Annotated in this window: 20 protein-coding genes and 2 CRISPR repeat arrays; of the genes, 8 read left to right on the forward strand and 12 right to left on the reverse strand. The window is 66.6% G+C overall.

Features of this window, described 5'->3' with window-relative positions; all coding sequences use genetic code 11:
- Window positions 1-3: 3 nt before the first annotated feature.
- From cas8c to K9U15_RS08800, 4 genes are all read right to left on the reverse strand, one after another.
- Complete coding sequence (cas8c, locus tag K9U15_RS08785; RefSeq protein ID WP_096226813.1) at window positions 4-1,830, reverse strand: type I-C CRISPR-associated protein Cas8c/Csd1; 1,827 nt, start codon at window positions 1,828-1,830, stop codon at window positions 4-6.
- On the reverse strand, window positions 1,827-2,492 hold the full coding sequence (gene cas5c, locus K9U15_RS08790) for a type I-C CRISPR-associated protein Cas5c (protein ID WP_096226814.1): 666 nt from the start codon (window positions 2,490-2,492) through the stop codon (window positions 1,827-1,829). The genes cas8c and cas5c overlap by 4 nt, the downstream gene beginning before the upstream one ends.
- Window positions 2,493-2,546: 54 nt before the next feature.
- The gene (cas3, locus tag K9U15_RS08795; RefSeq protein ID WP_123649861.1) at window positions 2,547-4,844 is read right to left on the reverse strand and encodes a CRISPR-associated helicase Cas3'; all 2,298 of its coding nucleotides are present in this window, start codon (window positions 4,842-4,844) and stop codon (window positions 2,547-2,549) included.
- A 156-nt stretch (window positions 4,845-5,000) separates the two neighbouring features.
- Window positions 5,001-6,245, reverse strand: a complete 1,245-nt coding sequence (locus K9U15_RS08800) for a HipA domain-containing protein (protein WP_123649862.1) — start codon at window positions 6,243-6,245, stop codon at window positions 5,001-5,003.
- A gap of 174 nt (window positions 6,246-6,419) precedes the next feature.
- Window positions 6,420-6,792: direct repeats of the CRISPR family, unit length 33 nt; unit sequence GTTTCAACCCACGCGCCCCGCGAGGGGCGCGAC.
- A 524-nt stretch (window positions 6,793-7,316) separates the two neighbouring features.
- Between K9U15_RS08800 and K9U15_RS08805 the strand changes: the two genes are divergently transcribed.
- The 4 genes from K9U15_RS08805 (at window position 7,317) to K9U15_RS08820 (ending at window position 11,317) form a co-directional block, all read left to right on the forward strand.
- A complete protein-coding gene (locus tag K9U15_RS08805) occupies window positions 7,317-9,545 on the forward strand; it encodes a molybdopterin-dependent oxidoreductase (protein ID WP_096226817.1) in 2,229 nt (742 codons plus the stop codon).
- A 160-nt stretch (window positions 9,546-9,705) separates the two neighbouring features.
- On the forward strand, window positions 9,706-9,924 hold the full coding sequence (locus tag K9U15_RS08810; protein ID WP_123649863.1) for a DUF4332 domain-containing protein: 219 nt from the start codon (window positions 9,706-9,708) through the stop codon (window positions 9,922-9,924).
- A 374-nt stretch (window positions 9,925-10,298) separates the two neighbouring features.
- Window positions 10,299-11,078, forward strand: coding sequence for a TetR family transcriptional regulator (locus K9U15_RS08815; RefSeq protein ID WP_096226819.1), 780 nt, complete (start codon window positions 10,299-10,301; stop codon window positions 11,076-11,078).
- Window positions 11,060-11,317, forward strand: a complete 258-nt coding sequence (locus tag K9U15_RS08820) for a zinc-ribbon domain-containing protein (RefSeq protein WP_301155900.1) — start codon at window positions 11,060-11,062, stop codon at window positions 11,315-11,317. The genes K9U15_RS08815 and K9U15_RS08820 overlap by 19 nt, the downstream gene beginning before the upstream one ends.
- A gap of 114 nt (window positions 11,318-11,431) precedes the next feature.
- A CRISPR array of direct repeats spans window positions 11,432-11,863; the repeat unit is 32 nt; unit sequence GTTTCAACCCACGCGCCCCTATGGGGCGCGAC.
- 98 nt (window positions 11,864-11,961) lie between these two features.
- Here K9U15_RS08820 and K9U15_RS08825 read toward each other — a convergent pair.
- Window positions 11,962-13,122 (reverse strand): GNAT family N-acetyltransferase, encoded by a 1,161-nt coding sequence (locus K9U15_RS08825; protein ID WP_301155901.1) that lies wholly within the window; start codon window positions 13,120-13,122, stop codon window positions 11,962-11,964.
- Between the two features lie 173 nt (window positions 13,123-13,295).
- Here K9U15_RS08825 and K9U15_RS08830 point away from each other — a divergent pair, with 173 nt between their 5' ends.
- On the forward strand, window positions 13,296-13,526 hold the full coding sequence (locus tag K9U15_RS08830; protein WP_123673814.1) for a hypothetical protein: 231 nt from the start codon (window positions 13,296-13,298) through the stop codon (window positions 13,524-13,526).
- Between the two features lie 122 nt (window positions 13,527-13,648).
- Here K9U15_RS08830 and K9U15_RS08835 read toward each other — a convergent pair whose 3' ends face one another.
- Together K9U15_RS08835 and K9U15_RS14535 are read right to left on the reverse strand one after the other, a co-directional pair.
- A complete protein-coding gene (locus K9U15_RS08835; RefSeq protein WP_087190831.1) occupies window positions 13,649-13,876 on the reverse strand; it encodes a helix-turn-helix domain-containing protein in 228 nt (75 codons plus the stop codon).
- A 300-nt stretch (window positions 13,877-14,176) separates the two neighbouring features.
- Entirely contained in the window at window positions 14,177-14,437 is a 261-nt protein-coding gene (locus K9U15_RS14535; RefSeq protein ID WP_367316880.1) for a helix-turn-helix domain-containing protein, read from the reverse strand.
- Window positions 14,438-14,509: 72 nt separating this feature from the next.
- Between K9U15_RS14535 and K9U15_RS08845 the strand changes: the two genes are divergently transcribed.
- Window positions 14,510-14,728, forward strand: a complete 219-nt coding sequence (locus tag K9U15_RS08845; protein ID WP_123673812.1) for a helix-turn-helix transcriptional regulator — start codon at window positions 14,510-14,512, stop codon at window positions 14,726-14,728.
- Window positions 14,729-14,746: 18 nt separating this feature from the next.
- Window positions 14,747-15,367, forward strand: coding sequence for an NUDIX hydrolase (locus tag K9U15_RS08850; RefSeq protein WP_241557698.1), 621 nt, complete (start codon window positions 14,747-14,749; stop codon window positions 15,365-15,367).
- Between the two features lie 88 nt (window positions 15,368-15,455).
- On the opposite strand, the gene K9U15_RS08855 is transcribed toward K9U15_RS08850, so the two are convergent.
- On the reverse strand, window positions 15,456-16,196 hold the full coding sequence (locus K9U15_RS08855; protein WP_123673810.1) for an SH3 domain-containing protein: 741 nt from the start codon (window positions 16,194-16,196) through the stop codon (window positions 15,456-15,458).
- Between the two features lie 320 nt (window positions 16,197-16,516).
- Here K9U15_RS08855 and K9U15_RS08860 point away from each other — a divergent pair, with 320 nt between their 5' ends.
- Window positions 16,517-19,819, forward strand: coding sequence for a DEAD/DEAH box helicase (locus K9U15_RS08860; protein WP_123673808.1), 3,303 nt, complete (start codon window positions 16,517-16,519; stop codon window positions 19,817-19,819).
- Between the two features lie 141 nt (window positions 19,820-19,960).
- Here K9U15_RS08860 and K9U15_RS08865 read toward each other — a convergent pair whose 3' ends face one another.
- The 4 genes from K9U15_RS08865 to fabG all read right to left on the reverse strand — a co-directional run bounded on the left by K9U15_RS08865 (window position 19,961) and on the right by fabG (window position 25,258).
- On the reverse strand, window positions 19,961-22,525 hold the full coding sequence (locus tag K9U15_RS08865) for an acetyl-CoA carboxylase carboxyltransferase subunit alpha (RefSeq protein WP_301155903.1): 2,565 nt from the start codon (window positions 22,523-22,525) through the stop codon (window positions 19,961-19,963).
- A 38-nt stretch (window positions 22,526-22,563) separates the two neighbouring features.
- Entirely contained in the window at window positions 22,564-23,019 is a 456-nt protein-coding gene (gene fabZ, locus K9U15_RS08870) for a 3-hydroxyacyl-ACP dehydratase FabZ (protein WP_096226827.1), read from the reverse strand.
- 188 nt (window positions 23,020-23,207) lie between these two features.
- Window positions 23,208-24,497 carry a beta-ketoacyl-ACP synthase II gene (gene fabF / locus K9U15_RS08875; protein ID WP_096226828.1) on the reverse strand — a complete coding sequence of 430 codons (1,290 nt, stop codon included), beginning with the start codon at window positions 24,495-24,497 and terminating at the stop codon, window positions 23,208-23,210.
- Entirely contained in the window at window positions 24,494-25,258 is a 765-nt protein-coding gene (gene fabG, locus K9U15_RS08880) for a 3-oxoacyl-[acyl-carrier-protein] reductase (protein ID WP_096226829.1), read from the reverse strand. Before fabG ends, fabF begins: the two co-directional genes overlap by 4 nt.
- Between the last annotated feature and the right edge of the window lie 13 nt (window positions 25,259-25,271).

Consider the following 25,271-nt stretch of genomic DNA (forward strand, 5'->3'; position numbering starts at 1 on the left):
CTCCTAGTTGGTTTCGGTCTCGTCGTCAGCGTCTTCGGCATCCGCTGCCGCATCGGCCTCGTCGTCGTGCTTCTTCCACAGGTCGACGCGCTGCTGGTGGTACCCCACGAAGAACTCGCCCTGGTCTTCCGCGTCGAGCGTCTTGGGGAACAGGGCCGGTCCGTCGAGCATCGCCATGATCTCGTCGTTCGCCTTCTCGAACTTCACGCAAAGCCCCGGGTTGAACTTGCGAAGCTTAGACAGATGGTTCTGCGTGTTGTGCAGCAGGTGCGGGAACACGCGTGCCGGCGTCGTGGAGGCGGCCCCGATGTAGCGGTCGCGGATGGTCGCGTTCACCTCGCCGAGCGCGCTTCGCTGCGCGTGCTCCATGACGGCGAACAGCCTTCCCAGCACGTAGCCGCGGTTCGCCCTTTTCTTGTCCAGATCCACGTCCAGACTCCTTTCCTCATCGGCGCGTGCGGCGCCGTCCTCTCCATTCGAGTTTTCAGCGCCGAGCCGCGCTCTGCGCACAAGGCACGCCTTGAGCAGCGCCGCGCGTTGGCCCATGTCCCACGAGTTGCGCCGCGCATGGTCGGAGCGCATCCGTGAAAGCACCGCGTAGTAGAGGGCCTGTGGAAACGCACGGCCAGTGAGCATGGCCTCTATGCAGCCGTTCACCAGCGTCGAAGGCAGCTGGTCGGCCGACCCCATGGGCGCGGTCTGCAGCAGCAGCGTGCGAAGCGAGCGGGCGCGCACGTCGGCCATGCTCACGTCGCGAAGGTACGCTCCGAAGTTCTCGGCCATGCGCCCGAGCGTGCTCGTCTCGAAGAACCTCACGGCCAAGCGCGCCGCATTCGGCGCGAGGCCGAGCACGAAGTAGCGCGTCTCGGTGTCGACGCCGGCCAGGGGAAGACCGCGCTCCATGCTCTCGAGCGCCGCGCGCACTTCCTGCACGGCGTTCTGGTCCTCGGCCCTGTCGAGCTCGTCGGGGTCGAGTATCCCCAGCATGACCAGGTCCTCCGCCGGAGCCGGACGATCGGCCCAGAACACCACCGTCGTCTCTCCGATGCGCACCCGATGCTCGCGATCGGCGCAGAGCTGCCGTAGCGCGGAGCCCGCGTTGAAAGCCGCCGCCTCCGAAACCGACGCGTTGTAAGCCTGCGACTTGCCATACGACTCGAACGACTGCAGGTTGAACGATACGAGCGACGCTCCGGCCGACTGCGCTCCGGGAACGCCGGTCACCTGAGGAAACAAGCGAGCGAGCGGGCCCTCTTCGCCCGTGACGGCGCATTGGCCAACCACCTCGCCTGCCGCTTGGCCATCGCAATAGGAAGCCCATGCGGCAGCCACCGCGGGCCGCTCGTGCAATCGCCCCCGGTCTCCGTCCAGCCGGAACACCGCGAAGCCGCCGCCTTCGGCCAGCTCCGAGCGCACACCCTCATCGAGGTCGGCGTCGCGATCCTCGCGCTCGAAGAAGCGCAGGACGGCTTGCGCACCCTCGTCGTCGCACTCGCCCAGCACGGCCTCGTGCAGCGCATGCGCGCTCGCCAGCTTATCGGGACCGCGCTTCTCGTCGTAGCCGAGCAGGTAGGCTGCATTGTCGCACAGGAAGAACGGCAGCATGCCGGTTCCGCTGCGCGTCGTATGCTCGGGCACGCGCAGCGAGACGAACCTCCGCAGCTCCTTGCCCGTGCCCGCCGTGAGTTGATACGCGCCCAGCAGCCTGCCATCGCGGGAGAGCTTGAGCTCCCACGCCGCCTTCTCCACGCTCCAATGACGGGCGGGAACGTCGCGCTCGGGATCGGCCAAAAGGCGCTCGTAATACCTGTTGAGCTCTTGCAGGATCATCTGACCACCGCCTCGCGCGCGCGGGCGACGTCGATCACGCCGTCGCGCATCGAGGCGCGGAAGAACTGCGGCTCCATGTCGTGGTCGAAGTCGATGTCGAAGAGCATGAACCCCAGATCCTGCCCGCCGGAACCGGCGTAGAACGACTTGGGCCTATCGCCAGGCTCCTCCATGATCGATACGTCCGCAGGAAACTCGCGGCAGCCGAAGTAGGGCTGGTTGAAGCACTGCCCCTTGCGCAGGCGGCGCAGGGCGATGTTGTAGTGCTTCTCCACCGTGTCGTCCTCCCCCGCCTGCTCCGTCAGCGTGAAATGCGCGTCGATCAGGTACGCGACGTCCTTCAAATACATGGTCGCGCGCTGCTGGCGGTCGTCGTTGGCCGCCGTCCATACCTCCTCGCCGCGCTCCATGGCGGCCTTGGCGTTGCGGTAGCTCAACTTGCCGCCCAGCTCGTTGCGCCTGAACGTGTCGAAGCGGATCTCGTTGAGCACCTCGATGCGATCGATGTGCCACCGGATGGCCGGCTTCCAGTACACGGCCTCGATGAGCCCGCGCGCCGCCGACGGCGTGATGACGTCGTAGCTGACGCGCTCGGCCTTCATCTCAGGTCTCGTGAAACACGCCCGAGGGCCTCGCGCGAGCACTTTGATGCCATACCCCATGTCGAACCTCCTTTCCCTCTCGTCGTAACCGCGCTCGCAAGCGCAGCCTCCGTATCAGCAGCTCAGCAGCTCGAGAACCTCCTCTCCCGCCGCAACCAACCCCACATCCTCCCGGTAGAAGGACCGGCAACCGTCCTCTTTCAATATGAGGAACGGCTCAAGCTCTTCGACGGCGTCCGCCTGCTTGTACCCCTCGATGCTCCAGATAGGCACCCCCACGCTGAACCGCTGCAAGCGCATGGCCATGCCCGCCGGGTTCTCGCTCGCGAGCAGCTCCTTGAGAAGCGCGCGGCCTTCGGCGCCCCAAGGCACGAACACGGGAACGGAGTCGTCTTGGATGATCCGGTAGTCCAAGGCGCACTGCTCGAACGGCATGGTTTCGAATCTGTCCGAAATCAGGTTTTTCGTGGCCGTTTTCTGGAAGATGCCCTTGGCATCGAGGCATTCGGAACCATAGCGCGTTTGGAAGAACGCGGGAATCAGCCCCTCGTCGACCCGTCCGCCGTTTTCACGGACCACGTCGCGGGCAATGCCCTTCATCTTCTCGAGCCACGTTTCCGTCTTCTGCCGCTCGCCGTCGACGGACAGCTCGAACACGCGCACCGTGCCCGCTCCCGGCAAGCGCCCCTCGCGGTTGCAACGGCCGGCGGCCTGCACGACGGAGTCGAGCCCTGCGAGCTCGCGGTACACCTCGGGGAAATCGACGTCCACGCCCGCCTCCACGAGCTGCGTCGACACCACGACGCAGCGCTCTTTGCGGTCAAGGCGCTCGCGAATGCGCTCGAGCATGGCGCTGCGATGGCCCGGAATCATGAAGGCGCTCAAATGGAAGTACCCCTCGTCGAACGCGCGCTTGACGTCCGATAGGTCGCCGCGCTCCACCGCTCGCGCCACCACATTGTCGTATATGGCACGGGCGAGGCCGCGCGTGCCCACCACGCAGAGCACCTCACGACCAGCCGCGATGCGCTCGACGAGATCCGCCTGCTCGATCGTGCCGAGCGACTCGTAGGCAACCCGCCCGCCGAACGCCTCGTCGAACAAGTCGCGATGCTGCACGATCTCGCGCGGCTCGGCGCCGAAGGGCCACAGCCCCTCCAGCGCCGGCTGCGTGGCCGTGCACAGCACCATGCTCGAGCCGTAGCCCGCCGCAAGCTCCTCGAGCATGGCGAGCGAAGGCTTCAGCAGTTCGTCGGGGAGCGTCTGCGCCTCGTCGAGGATGATGACGCTTCGCGCCATGTTGTGCACCTTGCGGCTCTTGCCCGGCTTGTTCGAGAAGAGCGATTCGAACAGCTGCACGTTCGTCGTCACCACAATGGGCGCGTCCCAATTTTGGATGGCGAGACGCTGCCTGGCCTTCTCCTCGTCATCGAGGTCGCGGAAGTCGTAGTTGGAGTGGTGCTCCAGCACGTTCTCGGCGCCGAATATGGCTTTGAGCGTGGCGGCTGTCTGCTCGACGATGCTGGTATAGGGGATAGCCACGATGACACGCTCCATCCCCTGCTCAACCGCATGCCGCAACCCGAAAGCCATCGAGCTGAGCGTCTTGCCGCCGCCGGTCGGCACCGTCATGGTGTAGAGCCCGGAAGGCTGCACGGCGGTCGCGAGGCAGTCTTCGTACACCGAGCGCCGCGCACGGTTGACTGACGTGTCGCCCGCCTTTTCCATAAGCTCGGCCATGTGGCTCTCGAGCTTCGCGAGCAGCTCTTCCATGTTGGCGAGCTCGCGCGCCTCGCGCGCTTCCGAGGCTTCAGGCGTCATGAAGCGTTCGGTATCGAGGTAATCGCCATCGACCAAGCTGGAATACAGGAAGTGCTCGAGCACGAACATCGAGAACGCTTTTCTCGCTGTGCTTTCGAACGTTCGACCGGGGTGCATAGGGGCTCCAAGCCGGGCAGCATCGGGAAGGTTGATTTGCCCTGCCTCGACCAGCTCGAAGAAAGCATTGTAGGATTCGATCTCGCCGCCAAGGCGATCTTTGAGCGGCGACCGCAGCAATTTGCTATTTGAACTGGGGGGATTTGACCAAATTTTACCGTTGGGCATTCCGCCGTGATGTCCGCAAAGGGCGTATGCCATGAATTGCCCGCAGACTCCATACCGACCGACAGCGACCTTCGCTCCCGCCGTCGAATGATCGACCGGCTTGCCGCCTTCCAAGCGCCTCCGGAAGCCGACACTCGCCTTGCCCGCATCGTGCAGCAATCCGAGCGTGCGCCCCCATACCCCCATGCCGAACTTCTCCGCAAACGCCTCGGCCAGCCGCGCCACCTCGTTCGCATGCTCCGAAAGGGTCTGCCACGTTGAAACATCGTCGAGGTCGGAACCAGTATGAGCGTAGTATTCTGGCATGAGGCTTCCGATCAATAATCTAAATCATAATAGATTATTTCATTGTACACGTTTATCGGATTTTGATTATCCTCATAATGGTACAGGTCAAATTATGGGATGAAATATAATTTGAGTTTTGACGTTAGTTCAAAAAACAAGAGCGATCGGCTCCGTTTATCCAACATCCTGTCTGATCTTCCCGGGATCAACCGTCGGGAGCTCAAGGAGGACCTCTGCCCGGCGTGCCACGTAGCCGTTCAGACACTTCAACCGCTCGTCGCTGAAATAGTTGCGGGTATCGCTTTCGTCGAACTCGTCCATGACTGGATGACGCTCAAAAACGAATCCGGCAAGCCGCTCCAATTGCGCTTTCTGCACCGGACCGATCACGAGAGCCGCCTGCTCGTCGAGCGAGGGGGCGAACGCGCCGCGGCCGATCGACGCCTTCCGCATCATGGCATCCACGTTCAGCTCGTCGGGCATCGCTCCCGCGAACAGCCCCACGTTATGGTCGAACAGCGGAGCCATCCCCTTTACGGCGCCTGTGGCGCTATCGCGCAGCACGCCGTAGTTCCCCATATGGCGATCCTCGTTGCCTATGAGCGCGTCAAACACGAGCATCGATTTGAACCTTTCGAGCGCCTCTTCGCCGAGGCTTGCAAAATACGCGAGAGCCTCGCGCAAGTTCATGTTCTTGAAACGCTCGGTGGGTACCGCAAAGCCGAAAGGTACGAACGCGACGTCCTTCGAGCAGAACAGCTCGCAGGTGGAGCAGAGCTTCCCCTTCCATAGGGCCAGGTCATACGGAACCGCGTCGATCCCCATGCGGTGCGCGATCTGGAAGGAAAGGTATTCCGAGTAGGGCTCCTTGCCAACGTTGGCGCCTTCGAACAGATGACCAGCCTTGTACAGGATGCGCTTAGATCCTTCCGCCCGCCATGCCTTGGGGAACATGCCGCTGTTGGTGAGCTCGCTTGGGATGCCGCCGTCGGCAAGCGCGTCTGAAGCGACGCCAGTGTACGCGACAAGCTGCAAAGCGGCGCTCATCTCATTCTCATAGAGGTTCCATTCAGCAAAAGAACCCTCGAAGCCTCGAGGAACAACCCAATAGGAATCGTTGAGCGAAAGGCCCTTACTCACATCGATGATCGATTTCGCATCGTCGGACTCGATGCCGCACGACTTGAGTATCTCGTCAACATAGGCGCGATTCTTCGGGATGCGCCGTCGGCGAATCCATTCGAAGAGACGCTCGTCGGTAGTCTCTCCATCGAACGACAGCGGGAGAAGGCGGCTTGCCGACGAGTCTGCCGAGACAACCTCAACTGAAAGATCGCCGTACTCGCCGCGCGACATGCGAAAGACGATCAGGATCCGATCGAACAGCCGCAGCTCGTATATGTCGCTCTCGCGCATCATGAGCGCATTGTAGCATGGGGGCGCAAATGTCTGTCGAAACCGGTGCTAAGAGCACGATACGGCGACGGTGCGCACCCAATTCACACCCCTTTCGCAACTGCAGCAGTGACAAATCAGGTAGCTTCGCAGAGGCCGAGGCCTATCACTCGTTTTATCGGAAGCTAGCGCGGCGGCATTTCAACCCACGCGCCCCTATGGGGCGCGACCCCTGCATGAGCGACCCGAGCTGCTGGACTAAGGGCAGTTTCAACCCACGCGCCCCGCGAGGGGCGCGACGTTAGAAGAGCTCGTGTGAGCCTTTTTGAGACCTTGTTTCAACCCACGCGCCCCGCGAGGGGCGCGACTATGGCTTCAATCGCTCGTTTGGGCGTGCTCGAGTTTCAACCCACGCGCCCCGCGAGGGGCGCGACGGTGTCTTCCAAGCTCTCGCCTGTCGCGGGCGCGGTGTTTCAACCCACGCGCCCCGCGAGGGGCGCGACAGGCCGCTGCGGCGGATGACGCTCGCGCCCTGACCGTTTCAACCCACGCGCCCCGCGAGGGGCGCGACTGTCAATTCATGCATAATTCTGAATAAAATTGAATGAAATATGCAATTTTCAAGCTGCCTCAGAACCCTCCTAGCAACCATCGACCCGAAATGACTCGATTCATGCGCGAACCTCACGTGTGAATCCCCATAGCTTAGGGTTCGCGCACTAGCGGATCGAGGGCACCCAGACTCATCGTCAACCTCGAATTCACTCAAGCTCATTATAGAACAAGCAAGAACGTACGAGTTCGCATCACCCAAAAGGAAGCCTCTCCTGCCCACCGCTTACCCTATCAGCACGGAATTCCCAATCCTATCCCCCTGCGCCCTTTTGGACATGGCGCCACCGCGCCGCGCCGGCCATACTGCACTCAACATCACTTCCTAGTTGCACTTCCACGGCGTTTCCGAAGGTTTGCGCTCGCAGGCGGCGGCAGGCGGGCGGTCAACATGAAGGCGGGCCTCGTTTGCGGAAAGGAGCGGGATCGGGCTGCGACGGCCGGGCACGGCCGCCAATCGGAGAGACGAGAGGAAGAGGGCTCATGGCTGAGGACAAGGTTGAGGTACTGCGCGCCGGTTGCTTCTTCTGCCACGTGCGCTGCGGCGTGCTGGTGACGAAGGTGAACGGCAGGATCACGAACATCGAGGGCGACCCGGACTGCCCGCACAACAAGGGCTACACGTGCTCGCGCCTGGACAAGCAGCGCTACCTGGAGGGGTTCGTGTACAACCCGAACCGCCTGAAGAAGCCGCTCAAGCGCGTGGGCGAGCGCGGCGGCGGCCAGTGGGAGGAGATCTCCTGGGACCAGGCGTTCGACGAGATAGCCGAGAAGCTGGCCGAGCTGCGCGACGAGTACGGCCCCGAGACGCTTGCCTTCACCGAGGGCACGGCGCGCACGTGGAGCTGGCTGCACTACAAGTTCACGAACCTGTTCGGCAGCCCGAACACGGGCGGCAACGGCACCATCTGCTACTCCAGCGACATGTGGCTCGAGCCCTGCACCTACGGCGGGTTCTGCTCCGACAAGTCGGACTGGGTGAACGCCGGCCTCGTGGTGCTGTGGGGCCGTAACACCATCGCGTCGGAGCCGCTTTTGTGGGACTGGGTGAACACGAACCGCAAGGAGCGCGGCGCCAAGCTCATGGTCATCGACCCGCGCTTCAGCGAGGTGGCCCAGCAGGCCGACCTGTTCCTGCAGATCCGCCCCGGCACCGACGCAGCGCTCGCGCTCGGCTGGATCAACGTGATCATCGAGGAGGATCTCTACGACCACGAGTTCGTGGACGAGTGGTGCGTGGGCTTCGACGAGCTGCGCGAGCGCGCCAAGGACTACCCGCCCGAGAAGGTGGCCGAGATCACCTGGATACCCGCCGACAAGATTCGCGAGTCGGCCCGGATGTACGCCACCACGAAGCCGGCCTGCCTGCCGTGGGGCCAGAAGGGCGGCGACGCGAGCGGCATCAACGCCTCCAGCGCCATCCGCGGCAAGGCCATCCTGCGCGCCATCACGGGCAACATCGACAAGAAGGGCGGCGACCAGCTGGCGCCCCCGTCGCGCTTCCCCCCGGCGTTCTACGAGCACTACGCGCTCTCGCAGGAGCAGCGCGACAAGATGATCGGCAACGACCGCTTCCCCGGCCTCACGTTCAAGGGCTGGGACGTCATCTCGCAGGCCTACCCGTCGTTCTATCCGTACTCCAACGCGCCGCTGCTGTTCCGCGCCATGCGCGACGGCGACCCCTATCCGGTGAAGGCCCTCATCGTGCAGGCCGACAACCCGGTCATGGCGTTCTCGAACACGAAGCTCGTGGTAGAGGCCCTCATGAACCTAGACCTCTTGGTGGTGCACGACTACTTCATGACGCCCACCGCGGCGCTTGCCGACTACGCGCTTCCAGCCGCCACATGGCTCGAACGCCCGGACAACTGCTATGCCGTCATGAACCACCGCCCCATGTACTTCGGCGCGCAGGCGCGCGTGCTGGAGCGCTTCGAGGGCGGCGCCGACGTGGACTTCCGCGACGACTACGAGTTCTTCTACGGCCTGGCCATCCGCCTGGGCCAGGAGGACAAGTGGTGGGGCCCGAAGGCCGAGGACATGCTGGATTTCCAGCTGGCGCCCATGGGGCTCACGCACGAGAAGTTCTACCATGACGTGAAGTACATGGCCGGCCAGAAGAAGTTCGAGAAGTACAAGGAGCCCGGCTACAAGTTCCTCACGCCGTCGGGTAAGGTGGAGCTGTACTCCTCGGTCATCGAGGACCTGGCGCGCGAGACCGGGCTGCCCTTCGACCCGCTGCCGGCGTTCGAGTACCCGGCGTCGAGCGTGGAGAAGCATCCCGAATGGGAGGGCGTCTACCCGCTCGTCATGATCACGGGCGCTCGCTTCCTGCCGTTCTACCACTCCGAGCACCGGCAGCCCGGGCCGTACCGCAACCTGCATCCCGACCCGATTTTCGACATCCACCCCGACACGGCCATCGATCTGGACATCCGCGACGGCGACTGGTGCTGGATCGAGACGCACATGGGCCGCATCAAGCAGCGCGCCCGCAAGACGTCCATCGTGGACCCGCGCGTCATCAGCGTGCAGCACGACTGGTGGTTCCCGGAGAAGGACCAGGCCCTGCCGAGCCTGTTCGGTGCGTTCGAGTCGAACGCGAACGTGCTCTTGGACGACGACCCCGACTCGCTCGACCAGCTCATCGGCGCCTGGCAGCAAACCGGCGTGGCCGCAAAGGTGTACAAGTGCGAGGAGCAGGACCGGTAGGCCCGCTTCCCGCACGCCAAGCCCCGCGGCGCCCGGCGCACGAGCGCCGCGGAAACCGGAAGGCGCCGGGCTGCGACGCGCGCGACCCGGCGCACGAGACGCCCCCCTCGGCAGCACTGCCGAGGGGGCGCGCGAACCAACAGGAAGGCGGATGATCGCAATGGCTGCCGATCTCGACAAGCTTTTCGGAATCGACCCCGACGCCGTGGCAAAGCTCAAGGAGCTGGGCATAGCCACCATCGAGGAGTTCTACGACGTGGCCAAGTACGCGGACTCGCGTGCGGAGCTCTCGGAGAAGACCGGCGTCGACCCCTTCAAGCTGGAGGAATGGTCCTCGACCGCCGGCAACTTCATACTCATGTCGAACTGCGAATGGTAAAGGAGGCCCAGCCGTGTGCTTCAGACCACCCACGGCGGAGGCGGGCGAGGTGGTATGCCCCAGCTGCTACATCGTCGCCGAGCCGAACCCCGACGGAACCTGCCCCGAGTGCGGGGCGGTGATGAGGAAGCCGGAACCTGTAGCGCCGCCGAGCGCCCCTGGCGGCGCTACACCCGGGGCGCCGACATCCCCCGCGCCGCCGAAGGCACCGGGAACCCCGAGCCCGGGCGCCTAGCCGGGCGCCCTTCCCCGCAAGAGCGGAAGTTCCCGCAGCATGCCGCACCGCTGCGGGAACTTCCGCGCTATCATGGAGTCCGCAGCCGCCCACGCAATGCAGCCCGGCAACACCGCAGCCACGTCCCAACGAGGTAGCCATGAGCCCGAAGCGCCCTGATGCGAAGCTCCGCCTGGCCGAGGCGTTCGTGCGCCTCGTGGAAACCATGCCCGCCGAGCGCATAACCGTCAACATGATCGCCGAGCAGGCAGGCAAGCACCGCAAGACGTTCTACTACCATTTCGGCGACAAGGAGCAGCTTGTCGTGTGGCTCTTCCGCTATGACCTGGCGTGCGGCCTGCTGGACAAGTTCCCCGAGGACCTGCTGGTGTGGGAGACAGGCAGCCCTGAAAGCACGCTCGCTGCGTTCCCGTTCTACGCGCGCAAGATCGAGGACTCGGGACGCATCTACAACGCCCCCTTCTTCGCCGCGCTCTCCTACTCGCTGGAGCGTCGGCGGACGTACTACCGCCGCATGTTCTCCACGCGCGGCCCGGGTACGCTCGACTTCTACCTGCACCAGCTGTTCTTCCCCGTCATCAGGGAGGACATCCTGTTCCTGATCGACCGCAGGGTGGAGGAGCAGGCCCCGCTTGTCCGGCAGGCCGTGCGCGAGCGCCTGACCGGCAACGCGGGCGTCGACTTCCTGGCCGAGTTTTACACCGGCGCGTTCCTGTCGCGCTTCGTGGAGCGTTTGAACTACACGTCGGCGCGACGCACGGCGCGCGACATCCTCCCCTTCGAGAACGTGGTGCATGACTCCCTGGCCGCGCTCATACGGCAGGAGGTCGAGAAGGCCGCGAGCGAGATCGGTGGCATGCCGGGGGAGATAGCGAAACCGCAAGCGGAAGGAGGCTTCCCATGTGCATCCCCTGCGTGATGTGCGGCGCATGCATGGCCGACGGAAGCGGCGAGCGCATCGACGACGGCCGCTGCCCCGAATGCGGCGAGCCGGTGCCCGACAACGCCGTGAGCTGCCCGAAGTGCTTCACGTTCCTGTATCGCCCTTCTGACATGATGGCGAGCACGATAAAGAAGTATGGGGCGAACGAGACGCGCGCAACAGCGGGATCGGACGAGCCGGGGAAGCCGGGCAAGACAGGCGAGCCTGCCGGGTAGTGCGGCAAGCTGGGACAATGCGGCCCAAGAACCGGCGAGCGAGGCGTCAACCCAGTTCGCACGAGGATGCCTCTCGGGTTGTTTAGCCGTCCATTTAGCGAGCACGATTCGAATGATTCAACCCGCGCGCCCCTGTGGGGCGCGACAACGACGAACCGCTTCCCGAGGCGACCTTCAGCGGTTTCAACCCACGCGCCCCTATGGGGCGCGACGGCGACCAGCTGCCCCGGGGCCTTGGGCGGCTCGCAGTTTCAACCCACGCGCCCCTATGGGGCGCGACGTGTCGGTTACGTACGGGCCGTGGTAGTCGTTGGTTTCAACCCACGCGCCCCTATGGGGCGCGACGAGCGCATGCACCTCACTCCCCCGCCCTGCTGCGAGTTTCAACCCACGCGCCCCTATGGGGCGCGACCACGGGGTTCCGCCGTGGCGAGGTGTCCGGCTTCCAGGTTTCAACCCACGCGCCCCTATGGGGCGCGACGACGGGGATGTGGGCCAATAGGTATTCGAGCAGGTTTCAACCCACGCGCCCCTATGGGGCGCGACTGGCAGTTTATGCAGGATAGTGCATTTTTCACTTGTAGTATTCATTTTTCAAGATGCGTAGCACCTTGCGCAACCAGCAAGCTACCCCTCTGGACGTGTCATTCTGCGCGAACCTCTTGAGTGGACTGCCAGAGCTTCGGGTTCGCGCAGAGCGGCGCGCTCTCGCGCGAGGCCTCCTCCCATGACACGCGCGTCAGATAGTACGTCTCCAGGTCCTGCATGGTGCCGTCGGGGGCGGGCTCGGCGGCGTGGATGATGCCCTCGCGTTCGAAGCCGCACTTCTCGATAACGCGTCGAGAGCGATCGTTGAACAGGTAATGCGTGCAGGAGATCAGGCCGAGGGCCAGCTCCTCGAAACCGTAGCGGATAACCTCGCGCGACGCCTCCGTCATGTAGCCCCGGCCCCAGGCGGGCTTCGCCAGGGAGTACCCCAACATGAGGGCATCGACGTTGCGCCGCTGCGGGTCAGGGATGAGCCCGACCGAGCCGATGCAGGGACCCGTGCACGGTTCCGATACGGCGCCGTCGGAACCGTCAGCCCCGTCGGCAGCGGAAAGCTTCTCGAACACGCCGAACACGTGCGGCTCGCAGGCCACGGCCTCGATGAACGCGCGCGAGTCATCGAGCGTGCGGTGCACGGGCCAGCCGGCGTCGGCGCCCACATCGGGATCGGAGCAGTAGGCGAACACGTCCTCGGCATCCTCCGGCCCGATGGCGCGCAGCACGAGCCGCTCAGTCTCGAGCACGGGGCAGGCGGCAGACGTCTCGGCGAACAGGGCTGGAAGGGCATCGGGATGCCGCGCGGCAGAGGAGGCGAGCACGGCCGCCAGCTGCTCCTCGTCGACCACGCGCACGCCCTCCGTCCGCAGCAGGCGCGCCGCGGCGCCGTAGCCGGGAACGAGCGCGCCGGAGAACGTGCCGTCGTACACCAGGCCGCATCCGCACGACGGGCTCTTCGCCTTCAGCACGGCCAGCTTGCAGCCGCCCTCCCCCACGGCCTCGAGCGCCGCCTGCGCGCCGGCCATGAAAGCGGCCGTGACGTCCGCGCCCTCCGCGCTCGTCACGCGCAGAACACGCTCGGCGGCATCGATCTCGCTCGGCGACCGCAGCACCGGCAGACCGCCCAAGACCTCCGGGCACACGGGCACGAGCTCGACGCCATCCAAGCCCTGCAGGAGCCGGGCGGCCTCGGACGGACACGACCTCCCGTCGTAGCGGCAGGGCTCTCCCAGCAGGCAGGAACTGATGGCAATCTTCAACGTCTGCGCCTTTCGTCGGCGGGATACGGCTGCGAACGCCATTCTAACACGTGGCAGTGCGGCGAACGGGGCTCCCGGAGCCGATGAGGGCGAGCGCCTTGCTACGACGACCCATCGAAAGCGCACGACGGACTGCATAGCCTCAGACCGGAACCCGACAGAAAGAGCATCTGATGCCGAAAAGCGCCCCTTCCGGCGAAGTCGCGACAGCGATGACGGCCGTTAAGATGACCTGCATGGCGGGGTTTCCGAGCCTGAAGGTCAGACACGACTTCGCCGGCGTGAAGGCGAGCCCGGCGGGATTCGAATCGCTCAAGCCGAAGATTGACCGGTACGCGCACGAGATGGAGGAGGAATCACGTCGAATCGACGCGGACTCTTGGAAGATCAGCGCGGCAACCTAGCCCATGAGCCTGCCTACGAGGCGGCGGGATAGCCCCGATGCATGCCCGAAGCGCCGGAGGTAGGCGAGATGCTCTCCATCCCAACGCTTCCGAGCAGTTTCTGGCACCGAGCCGAAACACAGTCAGAAATCGATGAGGTCGCGCACCTCCACGCCGAGCGCGTCCGCGATCCTTCCCAGCTGCTCGAGCCCGATCTTGATCTTCCCCTGCTCGACGCGGGTGATATAGGTGTGGGAGTTGGGCTGGCCGATCATGCCCGCGAGCTTGCGCTGCGAGAGGCCCTGCGCCAAGCGCTGCTCGCGGATTGACTTCCCAAGCCGCTCGTATTTGTTGTCCTGTGTCACTCCCATGTGCCAAGGGTATGCGCTAGACTATTCGTCATAGTCACATGTGAGTGACCTTGTCGAAATCGTTTCCGCCCTGTCCGGCGGAGGAGGGCATGATAGAGCTGGAGGGGGCGGCAGATGCCGAGAGGGCCGTCGACGAGGCGAAGGCTGCGCTGGAGGAACTCGCCGTGTACTTGAAGCTGTACGGCGAGGGGCTGGAGAACGAGGGGCTCGACACGTTCGACGCTATCGGCGTCAACACGATGGCAAGGGAGGTTCCGGGATCGGCCGCCTCGCGCCTTGGAGAGGCGGTGGACCTGCTCGCTAGACGCCCCTCAGAAGCTCTTCCAGGGAGACGTCCAACCCGCGGGCGATCGAATCGAGCGCGGCCAGGCTCGCGTTGCGCCTGCCGCATTCGACGTCGGCCAGATAGGTCCGCGACACCCCGAGCAAGGGGGCGCAGGCGTACTGCGACAGGCCCGCTCCTCGCGTAGGTCCTTGATCCTGAGGCCGAGCCTCCTCTGCGTTTCGGATGATGTTCGCATTCGCCCATGCTTGCGCATCGCTACTGCTCCAATAGTCCACTTTGGGGGTCTATTTGACACTCGGAGCGGTATCGTCGAACACCCGTTGTCCCGGATCGGAAAGGAGGGACTCATGGCCGTCATCTCCAAACTCGGCCGCATGATGGAAGAGCGCGGCGCAGGCACCATCGAGCTCGCGGCGAGGGTCGGGATCACCCCGGTCAACCTCTCCCGCATCAAGACGGGCAGGGTGAGGTCGATCCGGTTCTCGACGCTGAACGCGCTCTGCCGAGAACTCGAATGCGAGCCAGGGGACATCTTGGGATACTCTCCCGACGAGAAACCGGGTTGATCACGTTGGGAACTATATATGCCCAGCTCCGTTGCACCGCCCACACCGCACGCGTACAATGCCCTCATGGCCCTCATCGACGACATACGCACCTACGAGCCTTTCAACGAGCAGGAGGCCGTCGACCGGCTGACCATCCTGCGCGCGCTCGCGGACGACCAGCACGTGTTCGACCGCTCGGCACCGGCGCATATGGCCTGTTCGATTTGGACGGTCGACCCCGACAAGCAGCGCACGCTCATGGTGTACCACAACCTCTACGACTCGTGGAGCTGGATCGGCGGACATGCGGACGGCGAGCGCGACCTGGCACGCGTGGCCCTCCGCGAGCTCGAGGAGGAGACAGGCGTGGCCGGCGCGCGGCTCGTGCCGTGCGGGCCCGGCGGCATCTTCTCGCTCGAGGTGCTCACCGTGAACGGCCACGAGAAGCGCGGGCGCTATGTGGGCTCGCACCTCCATCTGAACGTCACGTACCTGGCCGTCGCCTCGCCGGAGGAGCCGCTGCGCGTCAAGCCCGACGAGAACAGCGGCGTGCGGTGGGTCGATCTGGACGACGTCTGCGCCATGTCCACCGAACCGTGGATCGCAAACCGCATCTACCGCAAGCTCATCGAGAAGCTGGCAGGTATCGCGCTCTGACAGGATAGGGCCCTTCCCCGGTAAACGGAAGGAGGCGCCGCGCACGCGGCACCTCCTTCACTCGGGCAACCAGGAGTTCGCGCAGCCCCTACTCCAGGTAGTCGCCGTAGCAGTAGCCCACCTGGTCGCCGTACTTCACCTTGTACCAGTCGCCCTCCACCGAGATAGTGCTCACCGACTCGCCAGCCGCGAACGAGCCCAGGACGCGGGCGTCGGCGCCCGGCTCGGCACGCACGTTCAGGGGTGCCGTCGTGGTGAGCTTGTTCATCTGGCTGTTCGAGATGTCCTCGAGCGCGGCGGCCTGGCACTTGTCGGCGCCCGTCTGGCCGAAGCCCAGGTACTCGCCGTAGCAGTACGCCTCCTGGCCGTTGAAGCTCACCTTGAACCAGCCATCGTGCTTGCTGATCACGGGCACGTACTGGCCCTCGGCCAGCGAGCCGATGATCGAGGTGCCCGTGTTGGGCTGCGCGCGCACGTTGAGCGGCGCAGTGGCGTACATGTCGGTGACGTGCCCGTCGTGTACGGTGCCCTCGGCCGTACCCTCGAAGTCGAGGTACTGGTACCAGCAGTGCCCGCGCGCACCGTTGTACTCAACGTCGTACCAGCCGTCCTGCGTCATGCCGAACACCTGCACCGACGTGCCCTGAGGCATGGTGTCCATGATGTTCGAGTTGATGTTGGCGCCCTCGCGCAGGTTGAGCGGAGCCGTAGTGGCCATGGTGGTGACGCCCTCCTCGGCGAACGCGCACGGCACGGCCACGGCCGTCGTCAGCATCACCGCCGCGGCCAGGCCGCCGAGCATGAGCTTCGCGGTTCTCATCATCTTCATCGTCTCGCTTCTCCTTCGTTCTTTGCGCAAGCAAACTGCCCGCGCTTCCCTCCTGGAGAAAAGTATGACGCTTTCGCACATCGGGCCGGCCCAGACCCAGGGCATTCAATGAAGGTTTGAGGGAAGCGCCCCCGAAACGCAGCCAAGGCAGCACAACTGCGTGGCGCAGCGGTGCGGCGGTGCGGCGGCGCGATCCAACCCGGCCGCGACGGGCCCGATGCCGTTTTCGCGTCGGGCTCCGACCGCAGGCCCCGCGCAGGCGGTGCTGTAGTATGATGAACTAGTACACCCGTTCGGAGAGGAAGGTGGGGAAAGCACCGATGATCCCGGAGAACGCCCTCGCGGCTATCTGCTCCGCGCGCACCCTGGCACGCGCGGAGCAGATAGCCGCCTCCGACCGCAACATCCTCACAAAGCAGGTGCGCTACGATGGCGACGAGGTCACGCTCTCGGCATTCGTAGCATCGAGCAGCGGCTGGGACGACCGCTACCGCACGTCGGTGTGCTTCGAGGACGAGAGCGGCATCGTGCTGGACTATTCCTGCACCTGCCCCGCCTACCGCGAGCATGACGGCATGTGCAAGCACTGCGCGGCGCTGATGCTCTCCTACCGTCGCGCACCCCAGCGGTTCCTCGGCTATCAGGCGCAGCGCACGCGCACGACCTCGGCCTGCATCGAGGACTACATGAAGCGCGCGGCGCGGGCGTCTGGCACGCAGAAGGCGACCGGAAACGTCGATATCGAGACCACGCTCGTTTTCGGCTACCGCTCGTGGTCGGCGCACTTCCGCCTTTCAGGGCCGCAGGGCTCCTATGCGATGAAGGGCGTCTCCGACTTCGTCGAGCGCATGCGCGCGGGCGAGTTCTTCTCCTACGGCAAGAAGCTCGCGTTCCTCCATGTGCCGGCCCAGCTCACCGAGCACGCCCGGCGCGTCGCGCTCTTCCTCGACCGCGCCGTGGCCCTGCGCGAGCAGACGAGCGCGGCGGCGTACTGGCGCTACCGCTCCTCGAGCGTGGTGGGACGCGACCTGGAGCTCTCGGATGCCGAGGCCGTCGAGCTGCTCGACCTCCTGGCCGGACGGGAGTTCGCCATGGAGGAAGACGAGGCCGGCGCACGGCGGACCGTGCGCACGCATGTCGTGGAAGAAGACCCGCGCATAGCCGTTGCCCTGCGCCCCGCCGATCGGGGCGGCTACCGTATCGAGCGCACCGACCTCCTGGCCCTGGCCGCGCAGGGAGAGCGCCTCTACGTGTGGAAGGACGGCCTCTTCCACAACTGCTCGCCCGAGTTCGCCCAATGCGCCGACTTCCTGCGCAATGTCTACGACAGCAGCGAGAGCGACCTTTACGTGGCGGAGGCCGACATGCCGCTCTTCTGCGCGGCGGCGCTGCCGACTATCGAGCAGCACCTGCACGTGGACATGCCCGCCCAGATCGCTGCCTACAAGCCGGTGCCCTGCCAGCTGGAATTCTTCTTCGACCGCGACGACGCACGCGTGACCTGCGAAGCCTGGGCGGCCTATGGCGAGGCACGCCATCTGTTGTTCGGCGGCGAGGTACAGGAAGAGGAAGGCGCGCCGGACGCAGCCTCGGAAACGGAAGCGGCGGCGAAGAAGGCGGAAACACCGCCGAAGCTCTCCGGCCCGCTGCGCGACGAGCGCCTGGAGGCGCGTGCGGGCGAGCTGGCGGCAAGGTACCTCGATGCGGCAGACGCCTCGCTCTCCCTCGCCGACGACGAGGCCGTGGGCGCGCTTTTGTTCGGCGGCCTCACGGAGTTCCGCGCGCTGGGCACGGTGTTCACCACGCCTGCGTTCGACCGCCTCATCCGCGACAAGAAGCCGCGCGTGTCGCTGGGCGTGTCGCTCGCCGGCAACCTCATCAACCTCACGTTGGATTCGGGCGACCTGCCCGCCCGCGAGCTCGCGTCGCTTCTGGCAAGCTACCGCAAGCGCAAGCGGTTCCACCGGCTGCGAGACGGCATGTTCCTCGATTTGCAGGACTTCGACCTCTCGCAGCTCGACCGCCTGGCAGCCGACTTGGGGCTCACGGCCAAGGAGCTGGCCGCAGGCTCGGCGGAGCTGCCCGCCTACCGCGCGTTCTACCTCGACGAGGAGGCCGACCTTGCGCGCGACCGCTCGTTCACGCGTTACGTGGAAGGCTTCCGCACAACCGACGAGCGCGCCTACGACGTGCCACCGGCGCTCGCAGACGTCCTGCGTCCCTACCAGGCCGAGGGTTTCCGCTGGCTCTCGGCGCGCTGCGACGCGGGTTTCGGCGGCGTGCTGGCCGACGAGATGGGCCTCGGCAAATCGGTGCAGATCATAACCCTGCTGCTCGCCCGGCGAGAGCAAGCGCGCACGGTCGGCCCCTCCCTTGTCGTATGCCCCGCCTCGCTCGTGTACAACTGGCTCGCGGAATTCGAGCGGTTCGCGCCCGAGCTCGACGTGCGCGCCGTGGCGGGCACGAAACGCGAACGCGTGCAGTTGCGGCGCGAGGCCTTCGAGGGCGACGGGTGCGACGTGCTCGTGACCTCGTACGACCTCCTGCGCATCGATGCGGCCGCATGGGCGGAACGCGGGCTGTTCTGCTGCGTGCTCGACGAGGCGCAGTACATCAAGAACCCGGCGACCCTCACCACGCGCGCCGTCAAGCGGGTGCAGGCGCAACACCGCTTCGCGCTCACCGGCACGCCCGTGGAGAACCGCCTTAGCGAGCTCTGGAGCATCTTCGACTTCCTCATGCCGGGCCTTCTGGGACCGTACAACCGCTTCCGCGAGCGCTTCGAGCTGCCCATCGTGGGCGGCGACGAGGAGACGGCACGGCGCCTGCAGGCCGTCGCGGGGCCGTTCATGCTGCGCCGCCTGAAGACCGACGTGCTGCGCGAGCTGCCCGACAAGCTTGAATCCATCGTGTACGCGCCGCTCGAAGGCGAGCAGCTGCGCCTGTACGCCGCGCACGAGCAGCGGCTGCGCGAGGAGCTGACCGCGCAGCGCAAGAACAGGAACGACCGCAGCTTCGACCAGCGCAAGGTTGAGGTGCTCGCCGAGCTCACGAAGCTGCGACAGCTGTGCTGCGACCCTCGCCTGCTCTACGAGAACTACGAGAGGGGCGCGGCCAAGCTCGATGCCATCATGGAGCTCGTGTCCTCCGCCCGGGACGCCGGCGAGAAAACGCTCGTGTTCTCCCAGTTCACCAGCTTCCTCGACCGCATTGCGGAACGGCTCGACGCCGCGGGGGTGGGCTACTTCACCATCACGGGGGCCACGCCGAAGAAGCGCCGCCTCGCGCTGGTGAACGCCTTCAACGCCGACGACACGCCCGTGTTCCTCGTATCGCTCAAGGCGGGCGGCACCGGGCTCAACCTCACGGGCGCCTCCGTGGTCGTGCACGCCGACCCCTGGTGGAACGCCGCCGCGCAGAACCAGGCCACCGACCGCGCGCATCGCATCGGGCAGGATAAGGTGGTGAGCGTGCAGAAGGTCATCGCCAAAGGCACCATCGAGGAGCGCATCATGCGCCTCCAAGAGGCGAAGAGCGATCTGGCCGAGCAGATAGTCGGCGCAGGCGGCGTCTCGCTGGCCAGCCTCACCCGCGAGGACCTGATCGACCTCCTGCAGGGATAGCGTGGATCCAGCCGCGTCCGGACGTGACAGGGGGACGGGGATAATGTCTCACGCTCTCGAACGTCTCGCGTAGCCCTGTCGCACCGGAGAGCGTGAGACATTATCCCCGTCCCCCTGTCACGTCCCCCGGCCGGGCGGCCGCTAGAACTTCGCGAAGCGCTCGTAGCGGGCTTGCAGCAAGGCATCCGTCGGCTGCTCGGCGAGCTCGGCCAGGGCGGTGCTCACGTAGGCGCGCACCTGCTCGGCGGCGGCCTCGGGATTCTCGTGGGCGGGGGCGGGACCCTCCGAGAGCACGGCGTCCACAATGCCCATCTGGCACGCCTCCGCCGCGCTCATCTTCATGACCGCGGCCGCCTCGGGGGCGCGGGTGCGGTCCTTCCAGAGGATGGACGCGAAGCCCTCCGGCGACAGCACCGAGTACACGGCGTGCTCCTGCATGGCCACGCGATCGGCCAGGGCGAGCGCGAGCGCACCGCCGCTTCCGCCCTCGCCCACCAGCACGCTCACCACGGGCACGCGCAGGCCTGCGAGCGCCAGCAGGTTGTCGGCGATGGCGTTGCCCTGCCCGCGCTCCTCGGCCTCCATGCCGCAGAACGCGCCCTGCGTGTCAACGAGGCACACGACGGGGCGGCCGAACTTCTCGGCCTGACGCATGAGACGCAGGGACTTGCGGTACCCTTCCGGCTGCGGGCAGCCGAAGTTGCGGCGGATGCGCTCCTTCAGGTCGGCCCCCTTCTCCTGCGCTATCACCGTCACGGCCCGCCCGCCGATCCAGCCGACGCCCGCCACCACGGCCGCATCGTCGCCGAAGGAGCGGTCGCCGTGCAGCTCGATGAAGCCGTCCACCAGCGCGTCGATGTACGTGCGCGCCGTGGGCCGGTGCACGTTGCGCGCCAGCTGCACGCTCTGCCAGGCGCGGTTGCCGGAGTCGGCGGCCGCAGCGGCGGAGATGTCGGCAGATATCCCGTTCACCTCGAGCGACGCGCCGCCCTCGGCGTCGAAGCCGCCGCGAGCGAGGACCTTCCCCAGGCGCTTCGGCGACACGGCGCCAGGGGCCTTCCGCTCCAGGCGCCCCGCCAGGCCGCCCAGCAGCTGCTGGGCGCGCCGCGGGCGCCAGGGAGACGACTCGCCGAACGGCAGGCCGCCCTCGGGTTCGAGCAGGCCGTACGTCACCGTGTTGTACGTGTCGGTGCCATGCTCCAGGTTGTCGCGCACCGTCTGGAAGTCCACGAGGATGGCGCGGTCGCCCGGCTCGTGCGCGCCGCGGTTCGACCTCGCGGTGGCCAGGTGGATGGCCAGCAGGTGCGCGAGGGTCGCGCGCATCTCGGAGCGCTCCACGATGGCGTCGATCAGGCCGTGCTCGAGCGCGAACTCGGCCGTCTGGAAGCCCTCGGGCAGCTCCTGCTTGATGGTGTCCCTGATGACGCGCTGACCCGCGAAGCCGATGAGGGCACCCGGCTCGGCCAGGATCACATCGCCCTGCATGGCGAACGACGCGGTCACGCCGCCCGTGGTTGGGTCGGTGAGCACCGAGAGGTACGGCAACCCCGCCTCGGCATGGCGTGCGAGCGCGCACGAAACCTTCGCCATCTGCATGAGCGAAACAAGGCCCTCTTGCATGCGCGCGCCGCCCGAGGCCGTGAAGATAACGACGGGCAGGCGCTCATCGGTGGCGCGTTCCACCAGCCGGCACAGCTTCTCGCCCACCACCGAGCCCATGGAGCCCATGAAGAACTGCGACTCCATGATGCCCACGGCCACGCGCAAACCCGCGATGCGGCCCTCGCCCGTGCGCACGGCTTCCTCGAGCCCCGTCTTGGCGCGCTGCGCCGCCAGCTTGCCGCCGTAGCCCGGGAAGCCCAGCGGGTCGGTCTCGGGCACGGAGCGGTTCCACTCCGCGAAGCTGCCCGCGTCGAGCGTGTCGTCGATGCGCTCGGCAGACGACATGCGGAAGTAGCCGCCGCACGACGGGCACGTGCAGTGTCCCGACGCCAGGCTCGCCTCGTCGAACGAGAGGCCGCAGCGTGGGCAGGTGCGCCACGTGCCGTCATCGAGCGGCGGCTTGTCGGTGGAGCAGAGTATCCAGCCGAGGGCCGGCGCGTCCGGGCTCATCGCGCGGAACACGCGCACGCCCCGCGCGGCGGCGCGGGCAAGGAAGCTGTCCACCTCGGCCAGCGGAAGCGCCTCGTCGGAGAGCAGCACCACCGCGGCGCCGCATTCGTCCGCCGCCTGCAACACGGCATGGCCGTTGCAGAAGAGCGCGTCGGAGTAGCGCTCGCCCAAGCACACCGCACGCTGTGCCGCCTTGAGGTACCCTTCCCCGCGACGGTCCTGCGTGTACACGGCGCAGGCGCAGAAGCCCGCATCGGCCACGGCCTGCAGCAGGCGCTTGGCCGCTTTGGAGCGCGCCATCACGAGCGCTACGGGCTTGGCGGCCGGGACAGACGTACCAACCTGCGCGTCGACCGCGGCACGCACCCGCGAGCTGGCCTGGGCCTCGCCCGGGGCGACCGCCGTGTACTCGGACGCGTCGGCCGCCTCGAGCGCGTTCGGGGCGAGCGGCAGAGCGGCCGCGGCCTCCTCCACCATGCGCGACAGGCGGTAGGCGACGTCGGCCGACTCCGGCGCAGGGGCTGTCGCACCGCGCTGCGGGACGACCTCGCCGTCGCAGGAGAGCGTGATGTAGTTCTGCTTGCGTTGCCTCATCGGATGCTCCTTGCCTCTTGCCTCGGGGCGCCTGCGCCTCATGCCTGTGCTTCCGCTTTCGCCAGCACGTACTTCTGCGTGGCCGACGCGCACAGCTGGCCGTCGACGCTCGCCTCCACCTCGGCCACGCACAAACGCGACGAGGACTTCACGATGCGCCCCTTGAGGGTGAGCGTCTCGCCCGGGCTCACCTGGCGGCGGAACTTCGCGCCGTCGATGCCGGTGAGGAAGCCGATGGACCTCTCGGCGCCGCGCTCCACGAGGATGCAGAACGAGGCGGCCTGCGCGAGCGCCTCCATGATGATGACGCCCGGCAGCACGGGGTGGCCCGGAAAGTGGCCCGCGAACAGCGGGAGCGCGGGGTCGACGTCCAACTCGGCCGTCACCTCGACGCCCGGCTCGCACGCGACGACGCGGCTCACCCAGCTAAACGGTTCGCGATGCGGCAGCACCGCCTCGACGACGTCCCTCCCACAAGGATATTCGATATCCATGTTGACTCCTTCTTCAATCGACGCACACTCGGCTTCTTCTGCAACCGAACGGATGCGCTTTCCCGTAATGTCGGCAATCCCGACGAGCGCGAGGAGGACGGTGCCGCCCACCAAGCGAGTTCCGCAGCGAAGCGAGGACTGTTCGAGCGACTGGGCGGCACCGTCCTCCTCGCGCGTCCCGCAGGTCGCTAGCCGCGATACGGCGATAGCGCCAAAGAGGCGTTATGCCCCCCGAAGCCGAGGCTGTTCGACAGCGCCACCTTCTGCGGGTAGTTCGTCTTCGCCTCCGTGACGACGTTGACCGGGCACTCCGGGTCGGCCTCGGCGAAGCCGGCCGTGGGCGGCACGCAGTCGTTCATCACGGACAGGGCGCAGACGATGGCCTCGATGGCGCCGGCGGCGCCCAGCGTGTGGCCCGTCGTGCCCTTCACGGACGTCACCGGCACGGCGCGCCCGGCCTCTTCGCCGACGAGGGCCAGCAGCGCCTTGGACTCGGTGGCGTCGTTGGCGGGCGTGCCGGTGCCGTGGGCGTTCAGGTGTCCCAGGTCCTCCGGCGAGAAGCCGCCCTCCTCGAGCGCCTGGCGCATGGCGCGCACCACGCCCTCGCCGCTGGGCTCGGGGGCCGTCATGTGGTAGGCGTCGCCGGTGGAGCCGAAGCCCGTGATCTCGGCGAGCACCTCGGCGCCCCGGCCGAGCGCATGCTCGAGCGACTCGACGACCACGGCGCCCGCGCCCTCGCCCGCCACGAAGCCGGCGCGGCGCGCGTCGAACGGCAGCGAGGCCTGGGAGGGGTCGTCGGCCTTCGACAGCGCGCCGAGGTTCGAGAACCCGGCCAGGCAGATGGGCGACACGGACTCCTCCGAGCCACCGGCCAGCGCCGCGTCGATGTAGCCGTGGCGGATGTCGCGCACGGCCGCGCCGATGGAGTGCGCTCCGGTGGCGCATGCGGTCACGACGTTCAGGCACTCGCCGCGCAAGCCGTAGCGGATGGAGAGGTTGCCGGCGGCGATGTTGCCGATCATCGTGGGGATGAACAGCGGGCTCACGCGCTTCGGCCCCTTCTCGGCCAACGCGCGGAAGCCGCTCTGCAGCTCGTCGATGCCGCCGATGCCCGTGCCGAACACGCAGGCGATGCGCGTGGTGTCCTCGGCCTCGAGGTCGAGGCCCGACTGCGCCAGCGCCTCGTCGGACGCGACGATGGCGTACTGCACGAAGCGCTCGAACCGGCGCGCCTCCTTCTTCGAGATGCCGTGCTCGCACGGGTCGAAATCGCGCACCTCGGCGGCGATGTGCACGTCGAAGTCGGCCGTATCGAAGCGCGTCACCGGACCGATGCAGCACGCGCGGCCCATGACCGCGTCCCATAGCGCCCCCACGCCCACGCCGGCCGGCGATACCGCGCCCATGCCGGTGATGACCACGCGATGCGTGCCGTCTGCGCGGCGCGTGGCGCCCGTGCTCATGCTGTTCTCGCTCATAGCGACATACCTCCGTCGATGCAGATAACCTGTCCGGTGATGTAGCCGGCCTCCTCGCTCGCCAAAAAGCGCACGAGCTTCGCCACGTCCTCCGGCTCCCCGAGGCGCTTCGAGGCGATGCGGCCGAGGATGGCCTCGCGCTGCTTCTCCGACAGCGCGTCGGTCATGTCCGTGGCGATGAAGCCGGGGGCCACCGCGTTCGCCGTGACGTTGCGCGCGGCCAATTCGCGGGCGATGGACTTCGTGAGGCCGATCACGCCGGCCTTCGAGGCGGCGTAGTTCGCCTGGCCCGCGTTGCCCGCCACGCCCACGACGCTTGACAGGTTGACGATGCGCCCGTAGCGCTGCTTCATCATGCGTTGCGCCGCGGCCTTGCAGCAGTTGAACGTGCCCTTGAGGTTCACGTCGATCACCGCGTCGAAATCCTCTTCCTTCATGCGGGCCAGAAGGCCGTCGCGCGTGATCCCCGCGTTGTTCACGAGCACGTCGACGCGGCCGAACGCTTCGTGGGCGGCATCGACGAGCGCGGCGGCTTCCGCGGCGTCGGCCACGTTGGCGGCCACCGCGATGGCGCGCACGCCGCAGTCGGCCTCGAGGGCGGCGGCGAAGGCGCGGGCCTCGTCGAGGCCGCGCTCGCTCGAGCAGTTCACGCACACGTCGAAGCCCGCGCGCGCGAGCTCCTCGGCCACGGCGCGGCCGATGCCGCGGTTCGAGCCGGTGACGACCGCGCTTCGGCGCGGGGTTTCGGTTTCGTTGGTCATGGGAGAAGGGGCT

Origin of the sequence: Gordonibacter sp. RACS_AR68 (genome assembly GCF_030418485.1) — a bacterium.
GTDB lineage: Bacteria > Actinomycetota > Coriobacteriia > Coriobacteriales > Eggerthellaceae > Gordonibacter > Gordonibacter urolithinfaciens.

Excerpts from the sequence above, each read along its gene's own strand:
- cas8c (WP_096226813.1), bottom strand. The coding sequence starts at position 1,830 with ATGATCCTGCAAGAGCTCAACAGGTATTACGAGCGCCTTTTGGCCGAT.
- cas5c (WP_096226814.1), bottom strand. The coding sequence starts at position 2,492 with ATGGGGTATGGCATCAAAGTGCTCGCGCGAGGCCCTCGGGCGTGTTTC.
- cas3 (WP_123649861.1), bottom strand. The coding sequence starts at position 4,844 with ATGCCAGAATACTACGCTCATACTGGTTCCGACCTCGACGATGTTTCA.
- K9U15_RS08800 (WP_123649862.1), bottom strand. The coding sequence starts at position 6,245 with ATGATGCGCGAGAGCGACATATACGAGCTGCGGCTGTTCGATCGGATC.
- K9U15_RS08805 (WP_096226817.1), top strand. The coding sequence starts at position 7,317 with ATGGCTGAGGACAAGGTTGAGGTACTGCGCGCCGGTTGCTTCTTCTGC.
- K9U15_RS08810 (WP_123649863.1), top strand. The coding sequence starts at position 9,706 with ATGGCTGCCGATCTCGACAAGCTTTTCGGAATCGACCCCGACGCCGTG.
- K9U15_RS08815 (WP_096226819.1), top strand. The coding sequence starts at position 10,299 with ATGAGCCCGAAGCGCCCTGATGCGAAGCTCCGCCTGGCCGAGGCGTTC.
- K9U15_RS08820 (WP_301155900.1), top strand. The coding sequence starts at position 11,060 with ATGTGCATCCCCTGCGTGATGTGCGGCGCATGCATGGCCGACGGAAGC.
- K9U15_RS08830 (WP_123673814.1), top strand. The coding sequence starts at position 13,296 with ATGCCGAAAAGCGCCCCTTCCGGCGAAGTCGCGACAGCGATGACGGCC.
- K9U15_RS08835 (WP_087190831.1), bottom strand. The coding sequence starts at position 13,876 with ATGGGAGTGACACAGGACAACAAATACGAGCGGCTTGGGAAGTCAATC.
- K9U15_RS08845 (WP_123673812.1), top strand. The coding sequence starts at position 14,510 with ATGGCCGTCATCTCCAAACTCGGCCGCATGATGGAAGAGCGCGGCGCA.
- K9U15_RS08850 (WP_241557698.1), top strand. The coding sequence starts at position 14,747 with ATGCCCAGCTCCGTTGCACCGCCCACACCGCACGCGTACAATGCCCTC.
- K9U15_RS08855 (WP_123673810.1), bottom strand. The coding sequence starts at position 16,196 with ATGAAGATGATGAGAACCGCGAAGCTCATGCTCGGCGGCCTGGCCGCG.
- K9U15_RS08860 (WP_123673808.1), top strand. The coding sequence starts at position 16,517 with ATGATCCCGGAGAACGCCCTCGCGGCTATCTGCTCCGCGCGCACCCTG.
- K9U15_RS08865 (WP_301155903.1), bottom strand. The coding sequence starts at position 22,525 with ATGAGGCAACGCAAGCAGAACTACATCACGCTCTCCTGCGACGGCGAG.
- fabZ (WP_096226827.1), bottom strand. The coding sequence starts at position 23,019 with ATGGATATCGAATATCCTTGTGGGAGGGACGTCGTCGAGGCGGTGCTG.
- fabF (WP_096226828.1), bottom strand. The coding sequence starts at position 24,497 with ATGAGCGAGAACAGCATGAGCACGGGCGCCACGCGCCGCGCAGACGGC.
- fabG (WP_096226829.1), bottom strand. The coding sequence starts at position 25,258 with ATGACCAACGAAACCGAAACCCCGCGCCGAAGCGCGGTCGTCACCGGC.